15 protein-coding genes are annotated in these 16,927 nt (G+C 41.3%); 3 read left to right on the top strand and 12 right to left on the bottom strand.

Annotation, left to right across the window (positions count from 1 at the left end; all coding sequences use genetic code 11):
* Positions 1-51 precede the first annotated feature (51 nt).
* The 12 genes from B158_RS0105310 to B158_RS0105255 form a co-directional block, all read right to left on the bottom strand.
* Positions 52-1,296 carry an ABC transporter permease gene (locus B158_RS0105310; protein WP_018624324.1) on the bottom strand — a complete coding sequence of 415 codons (1,245 nt, stop codon included), beginning with the start codon at positions 1,294-1,296 and terminating at the stop codon, positions 52-54.
* A 1-nt stretch (position 1,297) separates the two neighbouring features.
* A complete protein-coding gene (locus tag B158_RS0105305) occupies positions 1,298-2,095 on the bottom strand; it encodes an ABC transporter ATP-binding protein (RefSeq protein WP_018624323.1) in 798 nt (265 codons plus the stop codon).
* A complete protein-coding gene (locus tag B158_RS0105300; protein WP_018624320.1) occupies positions 2,082-3,164 on the bottom strand; it encodes a YcjF family protein in 1,083 nt (360 codons plus the stop codon). Before B158_RS0105300 ends, B158_RS0105305 begins: the two co-directional genes overlap by 14 nt.
* Positions 3,161-4,573, bottom strand: coding sequence for a YcjX family GTP-binding protein (locus tag B158_RS0105295; protein WP_018624318.1), 1,413 nt, complete (start codon positions 4,571-4,573; stop codon positions 3,161-3,163). The genes B158_RS0105300 and B158_RS0105295 overlap by 4 nt, the downstream gene beginning before the upstream one ends.
* A 154-nt stretch (positions 4,574-4,727) precedes the next feature.
* Positions 4,728-6,611, bottom strand: a complete 1,884-nt coding sequence (locus B158_RS0105290; protein WP_018624316.1) for a hypothetical protein — start codon at positions 6,609-6,611, stop codon at positions 4,728-4,730.
* A 35-nt stretch (positions 6,612-6,646) separates the two neighbouring features.
* Positions 6,647-7,945, bottom strand: a complete 1,299-nt coding sequence (locus B158_RS0105285; RefSeq protein WP_018624315.1) for a tetratricopeptide repeat protein — start codon at positions 7,943-7,945, stop codon at positions 6,647-6,649.
* A gap of 19 nt (positions 7,946-7,964) precedes the next feature.
* Positions 7,965-8,594 carry an energy transducer TonB gene (locus tag B158_RS0105280; RefSeq protein ID WP_018624314.1) on the bottom strand — a complete coding sequence of 210 codons (630 nt, stop codon included), beginning with the start codon at positions 8,592-8,594 and terminating at the stop codon, positions 7,965-7,967.
* A gap of 1 nt (position 8,595) precedes the next feature.
* Entirely contained in the window at positions 8,596-8,997 is a 402-nt protein-coding gene (locus B158_RS0105275) for an ExbD/TolR family protein (protein WP_018624313.1), read from the bottom strand.
* A gap of 16 nt (positions 8,998-9,013) precedes the next feature.
* Positions 9,014-9,526 (bottom strand): MotA/TolQ/ExbB proton channel family protein, encoded by a 513-nt coding sequence (locus B158_RS0105270; protein ID WP_018624312.1) that lies wholly within the window; start codon positions 9,524-9,526, stop codon positions 9,014-9,016.
* A 9-nt stretch (positions 9,527-9,535) separates the two neighbouring features.
* Positions 9,536-10,879, bottom strand: a complete 1,344-nt coding sequence (locus tag B158_RS0105265; protein ID WP_018624311.1) for a MotA/TolQ/ExbB proton channel family protein — start codon at positions 10,877-10,879, stop codon at positions 9,536-9,538.
* Positions 10,876-11,652, bottom strand: coding sequence for a DUF3450 domain-containing protein (locus tag B158_RS0105260; RefSeq protein WP_018624310.1), 777 nt, complete (start codon positions 11,650-11,652; stop codon positions 10,876-10,878). The genes B158_RS0105265 and B158_RS0105260 overlap by 4 nt, the downstream gene beginning before the upstream one ends.
* 293 nt (positions 11,653-11,945) lie before the next feature.
* The gene (locus B158_RS0105255; RefSeq protein ID WP_228127089.1) at positions 11,946-13,151 is read right to left on the bottom strand and encodes a hypothetical protein; all 1,206 of its coding nucleotides are present in this window, start codon (positions 13,149-13,151) and stop codon (positions 11,946-11,948) included.
* Between the two features lie 296 nt (positions 13,152-13,447).
* Between B158_RS0105255 and B158_RS12895 the strand changes: the two genes are divergently transcribed.
* Genes B158_RS12895 through B158_RS0105240 form a run of 3 tightly spaced genes read left to right on the top strand, consistent with a single transcriptional unit; the run spans position 13,448 to position 16,925 of the window.
* Positions 13,448-15,106, top strand: a complete 1,659-nt coding sequence (locus B158_RS12895) for an ABC transporter substrate-binding protein (protein WP_018624308.1) — start codon at positions 13,448-13,450, stop codon at positions 15,104-15,106.
* A complete protein-coding gene (locus B158_RS0105245; protein WP_018624307.1) occupies positions 15,106-16,065 on the top strand; it encodes an ABC transporter permease in 960 nt (319 codons plus the stop codon). The genes B158_RS12895 and B158_RS0105245 overlap by 1 nt, the downstream gene beginning before the upstream one ends.
* A complete protein-coding gene (locus B158_RS0105240; protein ID WP_018624306.1) occupies positions 16,062-16,925 on the top strand; it encodes an ABC transporter permease subunit in 864 nt (287 codons plus the stop codon). Before B158_RS0105245 ends, B158_RS0105240 begins: the two co-directional genes overlap by 4 nt.
* Positions 16,926-16,927 lie beyond the last annotated feature (2 nt).

Genomic DNA, 16,927 nt, shown 5'->3' with positions numbered 1-16,927 from the left:
TATAAAAAAGGGGCTAACTAGCCCCTTTTTTATTAGCGTAGCAGCTTCAATCTAACTCCTAAATAGAACCTTTTCCTTCTTGAAGAATACCGTTGTCCAGTAAAGCAAACCACCAGCTAATACCGCAGTTGATATCAACAGAATGGTAATTAAACCGTAATCAACCGTACCCTTAATCAAGTCTTTCATTGCCAGTGCAACATTGGTTACCGGAATCATGGCAGTTTTAACATTGAGCTCCATACCCGGAACAAATGCAACAATAACAGGCATAAAGCCGATCATAAAGATAGGCGACATATAGGCCTGGGCTTCTTTCATGTTCTTGGCATAAATTGACGCGCTGAGCATGATGGAAGCAAATATGCTGGTTAGTGGCACCAATAAAACTGCAACTAACAACAGATCAAGACTCGAAATATTCGAAAGGAAATCGAGGCCACCGCCTGACTGCTTACCCGTCAGGCTATCAGGATCAGCAGCTACTGATGAATCCATGGCAAAGAAGCTAAATATCCAGACCCAGAACAGGTAACTGAGCAGCGTCACCACCACCGTAAAGAAACTGGCCGTAAAAATAACGCCAAATTTAGCCATTACGATTTGACCTTTTGACATAGGTGTCAGCAATAATGTCTCCAGCGTACCACGCTCTTTCTCTCCAACACCTAGCTCCAGTGCTGGATACATAGCGCCGGAAACCGCCAATGCAATCAATAAATAAGCGAGCAATGGACCTGCAAACTCACCCGTTTTTTCACGCTGAGAGGCAAAGTTATTTTCTTCAATCAGAATAGGCTTATTAAAGGCTTTAACGTTGTCGGTGGTTAAATCAAAGTTGCGGCCCAACTCCATTCGTTGCGTATTATTAAAAGCATCCACTACATCATCAACGCGCTTACCTAAAATATTATCCAGCCTGGTTGATTCTTTGGAATATACTTTTAAAACTTCCTGCTTTCTTGACTCTGCAGGTAAGCTGACGCCAGCTGGAACATGGAAGATATAATCGACCTTTTTATCCAGGATTGCTGCTTTATAATCATCCGACTCTAGCTCTACCTTAATGAAACCTTTCTCTCGAGTGAACAAATCCTCAAAGCCAGGCAGGGTTATGCTGTTAACGAATGCCACTTTGATTTCTTTATTTTCTGCTTCTTCGGTTTTGCTTGCGGTAAATTTACCAATTGCAAAAAACAAAACAGGAAAAATAAGCGTTGGTAACAAAATAGAAAATATTAGCGTTTTCTTATCGCGTAAAATTTCCAGTAATTCCTTTTTGTAAACTAACCACATGTTAAGCTACCTCTTTCTTATTATTTACACTGGCAAGGAAAGCATCATACAGTGAACCGGATGCAGTACTTGCTGCAAACTCATCTGTAGGCCCAAAGAATTTAGTTTCTCCCAAATCAATCAGACAAACTCTATCACAGAGCTTTTCAACTTCATGCAGGTGGTGAGTCGAAAAGATGACTGACATTTCGCTGCCTTTATAACTTTGGATGAAATCGAGCACCGTCTTGGCTGAAATCACATCGAGGCCGGTGGTTGGCTCATCAAAGACCAATACCTTTGGCTCATGAATCACAGCTCGAGCGATGGATGCTCTTTGCATCATACCCGTTGAAAGGTCATCTGCACGCTTACCTGCAAATGAATGCATATCCAGCATCGTGAAAATCTTCTCAATACGCTCATCAATCTGTTGGCGTGAAAGACCATGCATACGACCAAAATAGGCAACATTTTCACGAACACTCAAGCGGTGGTAGAGCCCTGTTTTACCAGATAGGAATCCAATTTGTTTTTGTGCATACCGAGGCTCTTTGGTGACGTCATGCCCATTAATGAGAATTTGCCCCGCTGTTGGCTCCAGTGCTGTTGATAGCATGCGTAAAGTCGTTGTTTTTCCTGCTCCATTAGGTCCCAACAACCCAAGCACCTCGCCAGCATTGCAACTGAATGAGACATTTTTTACGGCATGGAAAACACCCTCACCCTCTCGAGGATCACTAACCGTCTTACCTTTCTTCTTTTTTGCTTCCTTTTTATCGTAGGCAAATGTTTTTGCGAGATCTTTAATCTCTATCATCTTGCTCCCCTTTTACTTTAACAGCGTCCTTTGATGGTTCGCTTTTCTTTAAGATAGTCGTAATCTTGTTATACAAAGATTTTCGAATGTAGCTAAGTTTTGGTTTGTTGTCATCAGTAAACTCTACAGGTCTACATAGTTTCATGGTCTGAATGCCCATGCGAGCAATAAGCAGACCGACGCCAATTCCCTGCGCTACTTTTGTGGAGACAGTTGCAGTCAGGCTTTTACCTAATAACTCTGCCCCAGCGTCAGCTAGCATATCACTTGCACCAGCCAACATCATGTTAGTCATTACCTGTCTGGTGAGTCCAATTCGCCCCAGTGTTGTTTGGGGACAACCATAGACACGGGATACTTCCTGAAGCATTTTGCTACTACGCCAAGCCACTAGCGCCATATCAGCTGCTGCTAATGGGCTTAATGCAACCATAATCGCCGATTCCGTTGCGTGCTTTGTAATGGTGTCCAGCGCAATCTCATCTAAACCTTCTAGCACCGTTTGCGAGTAGAGCTGAATTAACTCCCGGTCGTTATGAACCTGTTGTTTTTGACCTGTGTATATTGATATTGGACCGGACAAATCGAGATGCTGGCCAATTTCGGAATTAACATCATCTATCAACTTCTGACTCTCACCATAGGTGTTTTCAGAAATAAGCTGTGAAAATGCCATCTGCTTGCTTTTTCGATTCCTAAGTTTTCTCCTGCTTAACCAGCCTTTTACTAGACTAACTGCCCCACTGACAACTACAAGCCCAGCTACAGCAGTAGCAGCAATCCCCACAATTGAGTTCAAAGAAAAAAGGTTCTCAATAAATAGATAGGACTCATAAACAGCCGCACCAGCGACAAAGGTAAATAATGAAGGCCAGAATAGTTTTCTTATTCGTTTGTTTGACTTTTTAACTAAAAGTTTAGGTTTGGCAGTAGTCGATAATGAGCGCCTACCGAACTGACTTGAATCAGCTAAAGATTTCTCAGCAGCTTCTTCAAATAGTTTTTCATCAACTTTTTCGACCGCTATATCTACGCTTTTACTTTTAATCTTTACTGGCTTATCCTTCATCGGAACTTATCTCCTATTAAAAACTGCAAGACTTTATCCATCCGGATATGCGGAAGTATGCTGCTAGTTAAATTTCCAGGAATCGCAAAGTCCACAAAGTCATACTGTTGCTCCTGCCATAATTCTTTTGATAAAGAATGAGGTGCAATTTTTCCTGGATAATTGATGACTTCATCACCCGAAGAAAGCTCCACGCCTTTTACACACATTAGCTTTTGCGCCTGATGTTCGGCCATCACAGCCTCAGTGACTTTGATAGCACTAATGGCCAAAGTCTCCAGCTCAATACCTTCATACTGAATATCGTTTCTAGAGCCCTGAAGCATCTTTTGTAAGAATAGCTCCAACTCTCTATGTTGTTCAGGAGGGACATGATCAGCTTTAGTTGCGGCTATAAGCAACTTATCGATAGAGGGACTGAACATCCTTTTTATCCAGTTTGAATGACCGTAATGAAAACTTTTCAAAAGCTCACTTAAGGTAAACTGCATATTACGGTAATTCTGATATCCGTTGTTGAGCACTTCAAGACAATCTACAAGTAAAATCTGACGATCAACCTTTTCAAAATATTCTTTAAAGAATGGCTCAATAATTTGTTTTTTGTAATAGTTAAAGCGCTTTTCTAAAATTCTAATTAAACTGTCTGACGAAAGGGTACTCCAGTCAGAGTTTAAAATATCGATATCAAGTACTGGAAAAAAGTCTAATACCGGGGCTCCCGCAAGCTCACCAGGAAGGATAAATCGTCCAGGTTGTAATAAATTATAAGTGTGCTGTTGTGAGAAATTTTGCCTAATAAAATCCTTATATTCAGTCGATACCTGTGCAATTTTATCGTCTTGTAAAGGCTGCTGATAAATAAGCTCTACAGCTTGCTCTCTCCAACTGCTATCAAGCTCACTCTGTTCCAATAGTTCATGGCATTGCATAGACCAATCTTTGAAAGATAGTCTTAGTAGAGGCAAATCCAGCAACCATTCACCGGGATAGTCAATGATATCGACTGTTAATTGACTTTGTTTTTGTAGCTTCTTTAGCCATTCATTTTTTATAGTGTATCGAATATCAAGTTGTGCCTGAGAAATACCGGTAGTGGATACAGGCCATGTGGGTTTTTTATCGAAGATGGCATCTAGAGACTGCTTGTACTTAAATTCTGGTATATGTAACTCATCGTAGGAGCTTACCTTAGTTGCTAGAATTCGACCTTCTTTAGCGGCTCTAAGGAATGGCAACTGGTCATTATCAGCTATATGCAAAAGCTGGTTCATGAGCGAAGTGATAAAGGCGGTCTTGCCAGCACCGCTTAAACCGGTAACCGCAATCCTGACGCGTTTATCAATACCTCTCTCTACAAGTTGCTCAACCTTGTAAAGCACCCTTTTAATTGAGCTTTTATCACTCATATATTGACCATGTTTAACTTTTAGTCATTATAAAACACAAAACGATTAGGCATTATATCGAATCGTAAACAGATATTTCTGGTTGCTTATGAGTTAAATAGCATAAATAAATTGTAGAATTAATGGTTGAGGGCTTGGATCTTAAGAGGCTTAGCTAGAGATCGTTCGATAAGTCTGTAATTGACTGTTTGGTAGACTCATTAAGTTCAAAATTTGTAGAAATAATAATCTTATTGAATGCTGCTTTTTGAGCTAGAAATGCCTTAAACTGTTCATAACTAAGGTTTTCTAAGCGCTGAATGAGTAAACCACTTGGCTTTTCCAAGTCAAATAAGTGAGATACTTGAAGTAATGCCTTATTATCCGCTTCTAGCAAACTAAGATTGGTAATAATACTCTTCTTAAAATCAACAAAATCATTACGAGATAGCTTTTCTGGGAAGTCACCCAAAAAGTTCAATGCTTCCTGTATCATCTGCTCAGTTTGCTCAGTGTCGGTGTTGTCAATATCAATGAATAGGGGTGAATTATCTGCTTCGAGATAAACGTTCTCAGAAAGCTCTGTATTAACCAAAGTATTGGATTTATGCACCTGAAAACGATTACTTGCTCCCTTGCTCCAACTAAGAAGAATGAAATACATCAGCTCTGACTCTTCCCAGTGCTGCCCTCCAGGTACTGAATTCAAAAATACGGAAATACGACTTTTATTATCATTATTAATTGTAAATGCTAAAGTCGTATTCTGTGAGGGAATACCGGCATAAGTATTCATGTGGGCATTAACTAATGGTAACTTGGACATTAGCTTAAAACTATCGTCATAAGCCTCCAACAGAAAGCCTCCCTGTAATGATACCAGAAGGTTTTCCTGGGCAATTCTGTTAGATGTTGATAAAGGTATGAACAGTACTTTATTAAGTTCATTGATAACAGTCGTTTCGTGTGCTGAAGGATATCGCATAGAGAATAAATGGACTTTATCAGAAGCCGAATATTTTATATAAGGAAGGCCAGCCAGACTTGCACAGTTAAGCTGAACACAGGTAAAGCTACTATCAATCGCAAGATCAAATTTAACTACTTTGGAGTTATTGGATACTAATTGTGACTTGACCTTATAACTTCCAGGTAACTGATAAACTGAAGCGAATTCAATATCAGAACCTAAAGAGTCGGACGTTGGAGGAACATTAAGAATTTTTTTGTAATGGTATTCAAGAATGTTATCAATTGATATCGAAGGTAAACGATTAAAAAATAATTGTGAAAGTTCTAATCGACGTTCCGACTTGAAAGAACCAATATAATTAAGAAAACCCTCTGGAGTATCAAGACTTAACTGTATATCTGAATAAAGTTTGTCTTTAAGATCTGCCACATCTTTATCGGTTAAAGAGTGGTTTGGAGAATAATCTTTACACCAGAACTGTTGTTGGAAATAGTAAAAATTAATATAACCGTTATCAATATAAGAACAATTAAAAAGCCCCACTGTAAGACCAATTAACCAATCATTTTGTTGTGCTTCAAGCGGTTCCTCTGATGAAGCTGGTAATGCAATCAAGTTCCTTGATGCCAACACCTCATTATCAGTCGTAATATTGAAGTTACTTGCATTAAACTGACGATTAATTACCCCAAGAAGCCGCTGCTGATTGATTCCACCAAAAACAATTAACTCTACTGATGATAACTTATTAGATGACAACCTTTGTAATAGCTTTTCAAGATGCGAATCCAGTAGCTCTTTTGGTAGTTTTAAAATCAAGCTCTGGCGAACGATACTATTGGTATAAGTAACTTTAAGCCCACTTCTAGATAATTCATTTTTTAGCGTTAAAAAAGTTTCTTTTAACTCATCTGAGCCGCTCGCCTGTAATAAAACATAGTGGCTTGAAATGTTTGCGTCAATTAATTGAATATGAAAGCCATCAGATATTCCCTCTAATAAACTTGACTTAATAGAGGTATAAAAGTCCGCTGCTTTGGAGGAAAAGCAAAGAGTAAGAAAGGTTATTAATAATAATTTACGCATAGAAAAAAGGCCTCAGTTGAGGCCTTTATAAAACATTAATCGTTTAATGCCAACTCTTTCTTCATACTTTCAATTTGTTGAATGTAAGAAATGTAAGCGTTTGCATTCTTAGATACATTCTTATAATTTTTAGCTCTTTCGAGCGCAGCTATTGCTTGATCCGGTTGACCCATTCGTTGATGTGCAACACCCATTTGTAAATAAGCATAGCCTGCATCACCATCTCTTAGGTTACCTTTTCTAATAGCTGATCTGAAAGATTCAATTGCCTTTGCATATTCTTCATCATTGAAATAAATGCTAGCAATCTCATAGTCGTATTTACCACTACTGGTGTAGCTTGAAGCTTTATTGTAAGCATTGATCGCTTTTGCGCTAGCTTTTGCATACTTATAACTATTAGCAATGCTACGCCAGATCTCTTCATTAGATTCAACAATACCTTTATTTACACCTTCTTCAAGTCTATCTGCAGCTAGCAAAGGTATCTGGTTATTTGAGTATAATGCTGAAAGTTGTTTATAATTTGTTTCTGAGTCCCACATACCATTCATGTATGCAAGTTCTGCAAGTGCTAGCATATCTTGAACTTTGCCTCTTTGACTCAAGACAGCAAACAAATTATCGTAAACAGACTTCTCTCCTGGAAGAAGCTCTACCATCTCTCTGCCTATTACTTCTGCGCCGGCCAAATCTTTTAGCTCAATATGGGATGCAAAAAGTAGACTGTAAAGTGGTTTAGTCAATTTGCTTCCTTCTTGCAAAGCTAAATATGCCGGGCAAATCGCAGAACGAAAGTCCTGGTTTTGGTAATATAAACTTGCGTAAGTAGCATATGAGGACGCTGGGGGATTAATTACTTCGCTAAAATACTCTTTCATCCAACGCAATGCATCGGAATAGTTTTCTTGAGTTGCAGATATTTGTGCCAGTGTTAAACGTAAATTTACTTCGTTTGGCTTTCCTAGCATACCAGAACTCATTGCACGCCTTAACTCTGCTTTAGCTTGATCGTATTTACCTTGCTCACGGTAATTTAAGCCTAAAAGGAAAATCGCTTTCCCAACTGCAGCCTTATCGTTCGAGTTGGCAATTAATTCTTGAAGTATTGCTATAGATTCAACGTACTTAGCATCTGCATATGCCTCGTTAGCCGCTGTAATTTTTTTATAGGCTGACTCAGATGTCATCGCTGGTGCTTTGTCATCCTCGTATTCACCTGATTTAGGTGCTAGCAACTCACAAGAACTTGTGTATTTAGTTTGAGGTAAAGCATTAACTGCAAAACCAAACGTCAAAGCAATAAATCCGACTATATGTGTGATTTTAGTCATAATTGATACTTTCACTCATTTAATTGTTTAGCTGAAATTCCAGCTTATATTTCATATCTCGTTGATGAATTGCCTGACCATTGACAATACGAGGCTTAAATTTCCATTTCCTGATAGCTCTTAATGCTTCTCTTCGGAACATTCCTCTAGGGTTTTCATCAATAACTCGAATATTAGATGGAGAACCATCAGGCGCAATGTCAAATTGGAACATAACGTAACCTTCTATACCCTCCATTGCTGCTTTCTGTGGGTACTCTGGGGGAACCGTGACTAATGGAATTGCCTCACCGTCACCCATACCCGAAAAGTCAGTTGTTCCTAGACCACCGATATAAATACCACCACCATCCATTGTTGCGTCAATGTTGTCAATTTTAATATCGACTAGAGCTGTTACCACCTGCTTTTGCTCAGGAACATCTTGTTGCTGAGGTGGTGGTGGCTCTTTAGGCGGTGGTGGCTTTTTGGGTGGAGTGCGCTCTTTTCGCTGTACATCCTTTTCCTCTTCAATAAAGCCAATATCGACATTTACATTTTCTCTTTCTTTTTCTTGATTGCCTGCAGTGTCAATCAAAGCATTCATTAATAAGAAAATGCCAAGTACGATACCTATAGCCAATAATGCGCTTAGTAATACTCTTGCCATATTATTCAACCCTTTCCGTTGCCACAGAAACAGTAGCACCGGAACTCTTTGCAATATCTAAAACCTCAAGTACTAATCCAGCTTTCGCCTTTTTATCGGCCTGGATCACAACTTCACCTTCAAGGTTCTCGGTTCTTAACGACTGAATCTTTGCCTTAATTTCAGATGGCTGCAACATATCTTTGTCGATAAAAATCTGGTTCTTATCATCAATTGCTACGAAAATATAAGCATTCTTTCTTTCTACTGCTGAGTCAGCAGTAGGTTTACTTACATCAACGCCAGCCTGTTTCACAAATACAGTCGTAACAATAAAGAAGATAAGCATGATAAACACGATGTCTAACATCGGTGTCATATCAATTTCTACATCTTCCTGTTTTTTTTGAGTCTCAATAGCCATTAAGGTTCACCAAATTCTAGTGATGTGGAAGGTTATCAGCTAACTGATGCGACTTAATATAAGCTGTTTGCTCAAGGCGGCTGCTAAAGAAAATACCTGACAAAGCTGAAACCATACCAGCCATTGTTGGGATTGTAGCTTTAAAAATACCACCTGCCATTTGACGAGCACTTCCGGAACCTTGTCCAGACATACTCTCAAACACATCAATCATACCGGTTACGGTACCTAACAAACCAAGTAATGGACAAATTGCAATTAGAGTTTTTATTAGAAGCATTCTCTGGTTGAGTGCTTCACGAGCAATAGATACCCATGCCTCTCTAATTCTGTGTGCACGCCATGACTTGGTGTCTTCACGAGCGTTCCATTGAGCAACCATCATTCTGGCTTCTTTAGGGAACTGGCTGTAAATGTACCAATACCTTTCGATAATAAATGTCCACATCAAGAAGAGAACGAGTCCTATCCACCATAGGACCCATCCACCTTTATCAATAAAATCTAATATCGTATAGATTAATTCCATAAGAATTACCTATCCGTTACTTTCTTCGTGCTGAGCCATTAAGCCAGTGCTTTGCTCTTCAAGAACATGAATAATACTTTTGCTCTTGCCAGCAACTACAGCGTGTAAGAAAGTCAAAGGAATCGCAGCTAATAGACCCCAAACTGTTGTTACCAACGCTTGAGAAATACCATCAGCCATGGTTTTTGGGTCACCTGTACCGTATAAGGTGATTGATTGGAATACTTCAATCATACCTACAACCGTACCCAATAGACCTAGTAGAGGACCAAGTGCTGCAATAACTTTAATTAAGTTGATACCGCGCTCAATTTTAGGCGTCTCTTTAAGAACCGCCTCATCCAACTTAAGCTCTAAGTTCTCTACGTCTTCATTACGATTCGCTTGGTAAACCTTCATGATACGACCAAGAGGGTTGTTTCCAGGTGTAGAAGACTTCTTTTGAGACTGAACTTTTGGCCCAGTAACAAAATATAGAGTGAAGATTCTCTCTAGCGCGATTAATAGACCAATTACAAGAAGTACCATAACTGTTTTACCAGCAAAGCCACTAAACTCCCACAAGCGGTCAATCAGGCTCATTTTCTGCTTTTCTAGCTGTAGAATTGCGCCTTTACTTGGATCCAGGAATAAACCTGCATAGCCTGAGTTAGTAGATTGGAACTCTTCCACTTGATTAAGTACACGTGAGTCTGGTTGCACTTGTAATGTTTTGATAACGCCTTTATCAAAGAACAAATACTCGCCACTAGAAACAAGGTTAAATGTACCAACACGAGTAACTGTTTGCTGTTCAGAACGGCCACCTTCATTCACTACATCTGCAGTAAATGTTGTCGTTTCGCCTTGCTCTGACATTTCCTGAAGCATTAATACCCAGAATGCACGTAATTGTTCCATCTTAGGTAGAGCATCAGCTTCAGTAAGAGTATTCAACAAACCTTGACGGCCAGGATATTGAGCACTTACTAATGATGTACCAATATCGCCTGTCATACTATTTGCTGCTTGACGAACCACACCGAACAATTCACCCAAGTTACCCTGCTTGATTCGAAGATCTTCAGCGATTTGTGTTAACTGCTTTTCGTTTTCGTCAAACTGTGCTTTTAAACGCTCACTCTTAGCTTCTTCTGCAGCCAAACGTGCTTTTGCATCAGCTAAAAGTTGTTGTTGACGATTACGCTGTGATCTGAACTGTTGAACACGCTGCTCGTTAACCTGTTCTTGAATGCGTTCTTTGTCACGAACTTTCTTTAAAAGATCTGCGTGTGACAAACTCTCTGCCGCATTAGTAGCAACAGATGCCAGCGCGAAGACGCCAGCTAATGTAATAGCTAGGATATTTCTCATTGTGCTGCCTCCGCTACAGGAACTGGGACTTTAAATAGAACTGGTGATGAAATACCACGAGAGAATTTAATCGCGTTATTAACTGAGTCTAGGTACTCTTCAGGTAGTGTTTCCCATTTACGCTCTAACTTGTTCCAGTAGGCACCACGCTTACCGTCCAGCGTCAAATAAACGTAAGTCAAGCGACCGACACGTAAGAATTCAACTTCAAGCGGCTCACCGTTAGCATCAATGCTACCAGTATCCACAGATACCGCGTTACCGTACTGCATTTCAATTTGGTAAGCTTCTAGAATTTTACGATACTTTTCAGAAACTGAAACGTTCGCATCATCCATTAAAGCATAAAGATTTTGAACACGAGTTTGACGTGCGTCCAAGTTGAAAGGGATATCCAACTCAACGAACTCGTCAAGAGTTGTGATCATTTCGTCCATCAAAGGTAAAACACCCTTCTCAGTTTCATCGATACTCTCCATTTCCTGGACACTATCAACAATTTGCTTTTCCTGACTAGCAATCTGCTTTTCAAGTTGAGCATTATAGATACGAAGGCTGTCTACTCTTTGTAGAGTATTACGATATTCAAGAGATAAATCAGTTGCTTCTTCAGCCAACTTATTTACCGTGGTTTGAGTGCTGGCTGCAGCACGGTCAATCCGCTTCTCGATATTCATTGATGATTCAAATTGGCCAGCTGCAAATGAACTGCCCATGACAGCAGTTGCCAGAACGGCAGCAGCTGTTTTTTTCAAAAATAGTTGTTTTTTCATAAACTTACCCAAATTTCTGTTCAGAAATCTTTGCTTTTGATTGCCAATGCTTTTGAAAACTAGAGCTTTCAGACAAAAAAATCAAGTGATTTATCGCCCAGCAAAAAGCCTTAATTTTAAAAGCATTAACGCCAGCCTTACGGCCTAAACTTGTGGACAAAGAGGCCAACTATAAAGAGAAAGGCGGTATGGGTCAACAAATGTATCGGGGGAATTCACAATTCTTTATGCAATACATAACTTTATCTTATAGCTCAGTATAGCGTCCGAATTGCTTTAAAAACTGTGCGTTATCAGAAGTTGATGCTACCGCTTAACTTTATATACTTTGGGCTTTGGAATGTATAAGGAACCAGGCCCCTGGCATCTAAATCCATTGACTGTGATATCGAATCATCCAAGTGTGCAGCACCCAGTAGATTCATCAAATCAATTCGTATAACTAATCCGGTTTTGTTCCACTTAGTCTGATACTGGAGACCAATATCAAGAGTGGTGTCTTCAAACTCAAGTAGACTCGCTTCCCCCCTATCAAGGGCTAGCTTACTATCTTGCTTATTAACGTTAGCAGCAAAAGTCCAGTCTTCAGCAAAACGCATTCCGCCATACAGGGAAATAGCACTTGCCTCAAAGGGTGTCTCCTGCTCTTTTAAACCTAATAACTGTTCGTGATATAAACCTTTGGCTGTTTCAACTGAAGCCCCTATCGTTAAATCATCGCTGACTTGCCGGCTAATTTTTATTTCAATACCTTCTAGATTTTGCTGAAAGCCTTCAATACCAGCCAGGTTTGATTTAAGGTTAATTGCCTCTGGAGAACCGTCCATATCAAAATCATAATAAAAGCGATACCCAGCTTCCTGCTTGCCCATTTGAGCTAACGCTGATTCAGTAGTAATTAGGTCTAGATCAGACTTCATATAACTAATCGTCACATCCCAGCCTTCACTTATTTCCTGATTAAAACCTAAAGCCATGGTATTTTGCTTCAGATGTTTCTCTTCGAGTAGGCCGTTAACCGAATCATCAAAGCTGACCGAAACAGGTAGGCTCTGTTTGCCATAGTTTATGAAAAACTGGGAACTTTGATTCGGCATTTGGTAGCCGGCGAATAGATTAGCATTTGGTCGATTACTGGCAGAATCAGACAAATCTAACGAAACTAGCCACTCACCCTGGTCTTCATCTTTAATGTTAAAAGACAAGGGGTCACTTTTCAGACGCTCTCTGCCGAATTCTTTCAGTTGATTATTAGCCAATAAACTCACGCTTATATCATTAGCAGTGACTCGCACGCTTGAATCATCGATTACAAATGGATTAAACCCCGAGAACTGTGTTCCGGGAAGGCTCTCCATTACAAACAACTCATCATTCATGAATGAACCACCCTGCTCCGTGCTCTCAGCATAGCTGCTAAGCGCTATCGAGCTCATCGATGCCAATAGTAGTGTCCTGATTGCAGGCACACGGAATGGCTTTGAGATTGGTTTTATCATCACTGCACGACTCTTAATAAATGAACTTTCACTTTGTAATTTTTTAAAAGGATTGATTTTTTCTAGATTTTCAAGAACTTAGAAACCAACATGGTTACTGAACCAAACCCTTTTAGCATTCATTCAGTATAGGTAAACGCCTGATTTCTTTCAATGATAAGAGTTGTAAAATTAGGTAAAACTCACAAGTTTCCATGCTAACTGCCTGTATTTTGTGGCTTTATTCCCAGACTCGGCTATTCATGCCAAATTAACATTGGTATGATGATGGCTTCTGATAAAAACAATTTTGCTGAATGAGCTCACAACCTTTGACTAGAACCTTGCTTACGGCACTTCTGAGCGGCCTTGCTTGCTGGTCTTGTCAGCCCCAAGGTGATATTGCATCAAACCAGAGAGATAGTCTGCTGGTTTACTGTTCTGAAGGTAGTCCGGATGCATTCAACCCTCAATTAGTCAGCTCAGGCACATCCTACGACGCAACGGCCCATACTATATATAACCAGCTGGTCACCTATAATTCTGGAACCACAGACATTGCCCCAGCTTTGGCCGAATCCTGGAAAATTAGTGACGATGGCACACGCTATCGCTTCAAGCTAAAGGAAGGCGTCAATTTTCATGGCAATCAGGACTTTACCCCTACTCGCACCTTAAATGCTGACGATGTTATCTTTAGCTTTAATCGCCAAAGGCTAAGCTCCCACCCATTCCATGAAGTTTCAGGGGGCCGTTACCCGTATTTTTATTCCCAGGGACTTGATCAGCTTATCCTTGACATCAACAAAGTCAGTGATAAAGAAGTAGAGTTTGTTCTATCCCGCCCTGAGAGTCCTTTCCTGGCCATTCTTGCGACCCCATTCGCTTCAATACTCTCCGCTGAGTATGCAGAAGTGTTACAAGGGCTCGATAGATTAGAGTGGATAGACAGCAAGCCTATCGGTACAGGCCCATTTAGGTTTAAGCGGTACGAGCCGGATTCCTACATACGCTACGAGGCATTTGAGGATTACTTTGGTGGCGCCCCGAAGATAAAGGATCTGGTTTACTCGATTACACCGGACGCAGCTATGCGCTTTGCACGCTTTAGCGCAGGCGAATGCGACATCATGAGCAACCCCCTGCCAGTCCACCTTCGGATTGCTCGTCAGAACAAATTGAACATACTAGAAATACCCGGCTTTAACGTTGCTTATTGGGCATTTAATGTTGAAAAGCCACCATTTCACGATGTCAAAGTACGACAGGCATTATCCATGGCGATTAACCGGGAAGCTATTTTAAAAGCGGTATATGACAGGCAGGCACAGATAGCAACCAGCCCCATCCCACCTTCCTCATGGGCCTATAACAAGCAAGTTTCTCGTGTTCGATATAATACCCAGCAGGCAAAACAGTTGTTAGCGGAAGCGGGATATGAAAATGGCTTTACCATTGATATCTGGGCCATGCCCATCCAAAGAACCTATAATCCAAACGCCCGCAAGATGGCTGAAATGATGCAGCAGGATTTGGAAAAAATTGGGGTCAAGGCAAGAATCATCAGCTACGAATGGGGAACGTTTCTAGCGCGCGTTGCACAGGGGTTGCACCATAGCGTACTTCTTGGCTGGAATGCTGATAACGGGGACCCCAGCAACTTCCTCAATCCTTTGCTCAGTTGTGCTTCCGCACGTAGTGGCAATAACTATGCAAAATGGTGTCACCCAACGTTTGACCAGCTAATTCTAAATGCCAGCCAATCTTCCGATATTGAAAAACGCAAGCAATATTACCTACAAGCTCAGGCTCTATTTAAAGAAGAGGCTCCTTGGCTGACTATTGCACACGCCAACAAAAGTCTGTTAACGCAACCCGATGTGACTGGTCTTGTAATTTCTCCGGTTGGTAATGTGGAATTTGATAAGGTCTCGTTCAACAAGGGTGAAACACCCCCTGATGAGGACACAAACTGATGTTTAAGTTGCTTATCAGACACGGCACCACCTTATTGATCAGCTTGTTTGGTTTGACCTTGTTGACCTTTGTGCTTAGTCAACGAGGCGACAGTGCACTTCATATTTATCAGAGTCAGCACTTTATGGGGCAGTACCTCGAGTATCTGCAGTATCTGCTAGCAGGCGACTGGGGTTATTCCAGTATTCACAACCGGCCAGTGCTCTATGACTTTCTACAGCACTTCCCGGCCACCATTGAGCTGGTGATGCTGGCCCTACTGTTTGCCATTATTTTTGGGCTGACACTTGGCATTATGGCTGCCAATCGACGGGGTAAATGGCTGGACAATACCCTGATGGGAGTTACCCTGGCAGGTTACTCCATGCCAATCTATTGGTGGGGAATGTTGTTAGTCCTCCTTTTCTCTCTGACACTTGGCTGGACGCCAGTTGCCGGGAGGATTGATTATATATATGACGTCCCACCAGTCACTCGATTTATGCTTATTGACTCATTGCTGAGTCAGGACCAATATGGCTTTGATGCATTTTTTAATGCCCTGCTCCATCTAATACTTCCTGCAATAACTCTTAGCACTATTCCGATGGCTATCATAGCCAGAATGACCCGCTCATCGTTGTTGGGAGTCCTCAAAGCTGAATATATTAGAACAGCACGTTCAAAAGGCCTCAGCCAGCAAAGGATTATCTGGGTTCACGCGCTTCGTAACGCATTAATTCCTATTTTGACTATCAGTGGCGTTCAGGTCAGCATCATCATGTCAGGGGTGATTATCACAGAATATATTTTCGCTTGGCCTGGTGTTGGTAAATGGCTGCTAGAGGCGGTTTCCAGACGTGATTTTGCCAGTATCCAGGCTGGTATTCTGGCCCTTTCGTTGCTGGTTATAGCATTCAACCTGGCTCTGGATTTACTTGCAAGTTACATGAATCCTCGACTTAGGAGGCCATCATGACACTGTCTAACACCAAGTTAGCCTGGCAGGTGTTCAGCCATAATAAAAGTGCCATGACGGGCAGTCTGATTTTGTTAGTTATATTGCTAATGAGTCTGGTCGGTCCGTGGTTTGCCCCTCATGATCCAGCGCAGCAATTCAGCGATAAAATTCTGACACCGCCCCTTTGGTACGACAATGGCGACTTTGTAACCCCCTTGGGAACCGATGACCTGGGTAGGGATATGTTGTCCCGGCTTCTGCACGGCGCACGATTATCATTGAAATTAACCTTAATGGTTGTGTTTGCAGCGGCTTTTATTGGCATTCTGCTCGGCGCTGCTGCCGCTTTTCTGAATGCAGGCCTACGCTCATTGCTCATGCGTTTTATGGACTTATTACTCTCTCTGCCATCTTTGTTACTAGCCATAGCGATTGTTGCTATTATTGGGCCAGGACTACCCAATGCGGTATACGCAGTGGTGATCGTCCTCATCCCTCAATTCGTCAAAGTGACGCAAAGCGCCATTTCTGAGGAGTTAGGCAAAGATTATGTGATGGCTGCGAGGCTCGATGGAGCTGGCCATATAAGATTACTGCTACATCATGTCTGGCCCAACATTATTCCAGCTTTGATTGTCCAACTGACCTTCAGCTTTTCTACCGCACTATTAGATATCGCAGCGTTAGGGTTCCTTGGGCTTGGTGCTCAGCCGCCGATGGCAGAATGGGGAACCATGCTTTCAGAAGCGCGTGCTTTTATCCAGTTTGCGCCATGGACTATGACTTTGCCGGGACTGGCTATATTCTTAGCTGTGCTGTCTATTAATCTAGTCGGTGATGGGTTACGAGACGCCTTTGACCCGCGCTTGAACAGGTGATG

The sequence above is a fragment of the Kangiella aquimarina DSM 16071 genome (assembly GCF_000374105.1).
Taxonomy (GTDB): Bacteria; Pseudomonadota; Gammaproteobacteria; order Enterobacterales; family Kangiellaceae; genus Kangiella; species Kangiella aquimarina.
The sequence above is the reverse complement of the archived record's forward strand: the minus strand, read 5'-3'. Positions and strand labels throughout refer to the sequence as shown.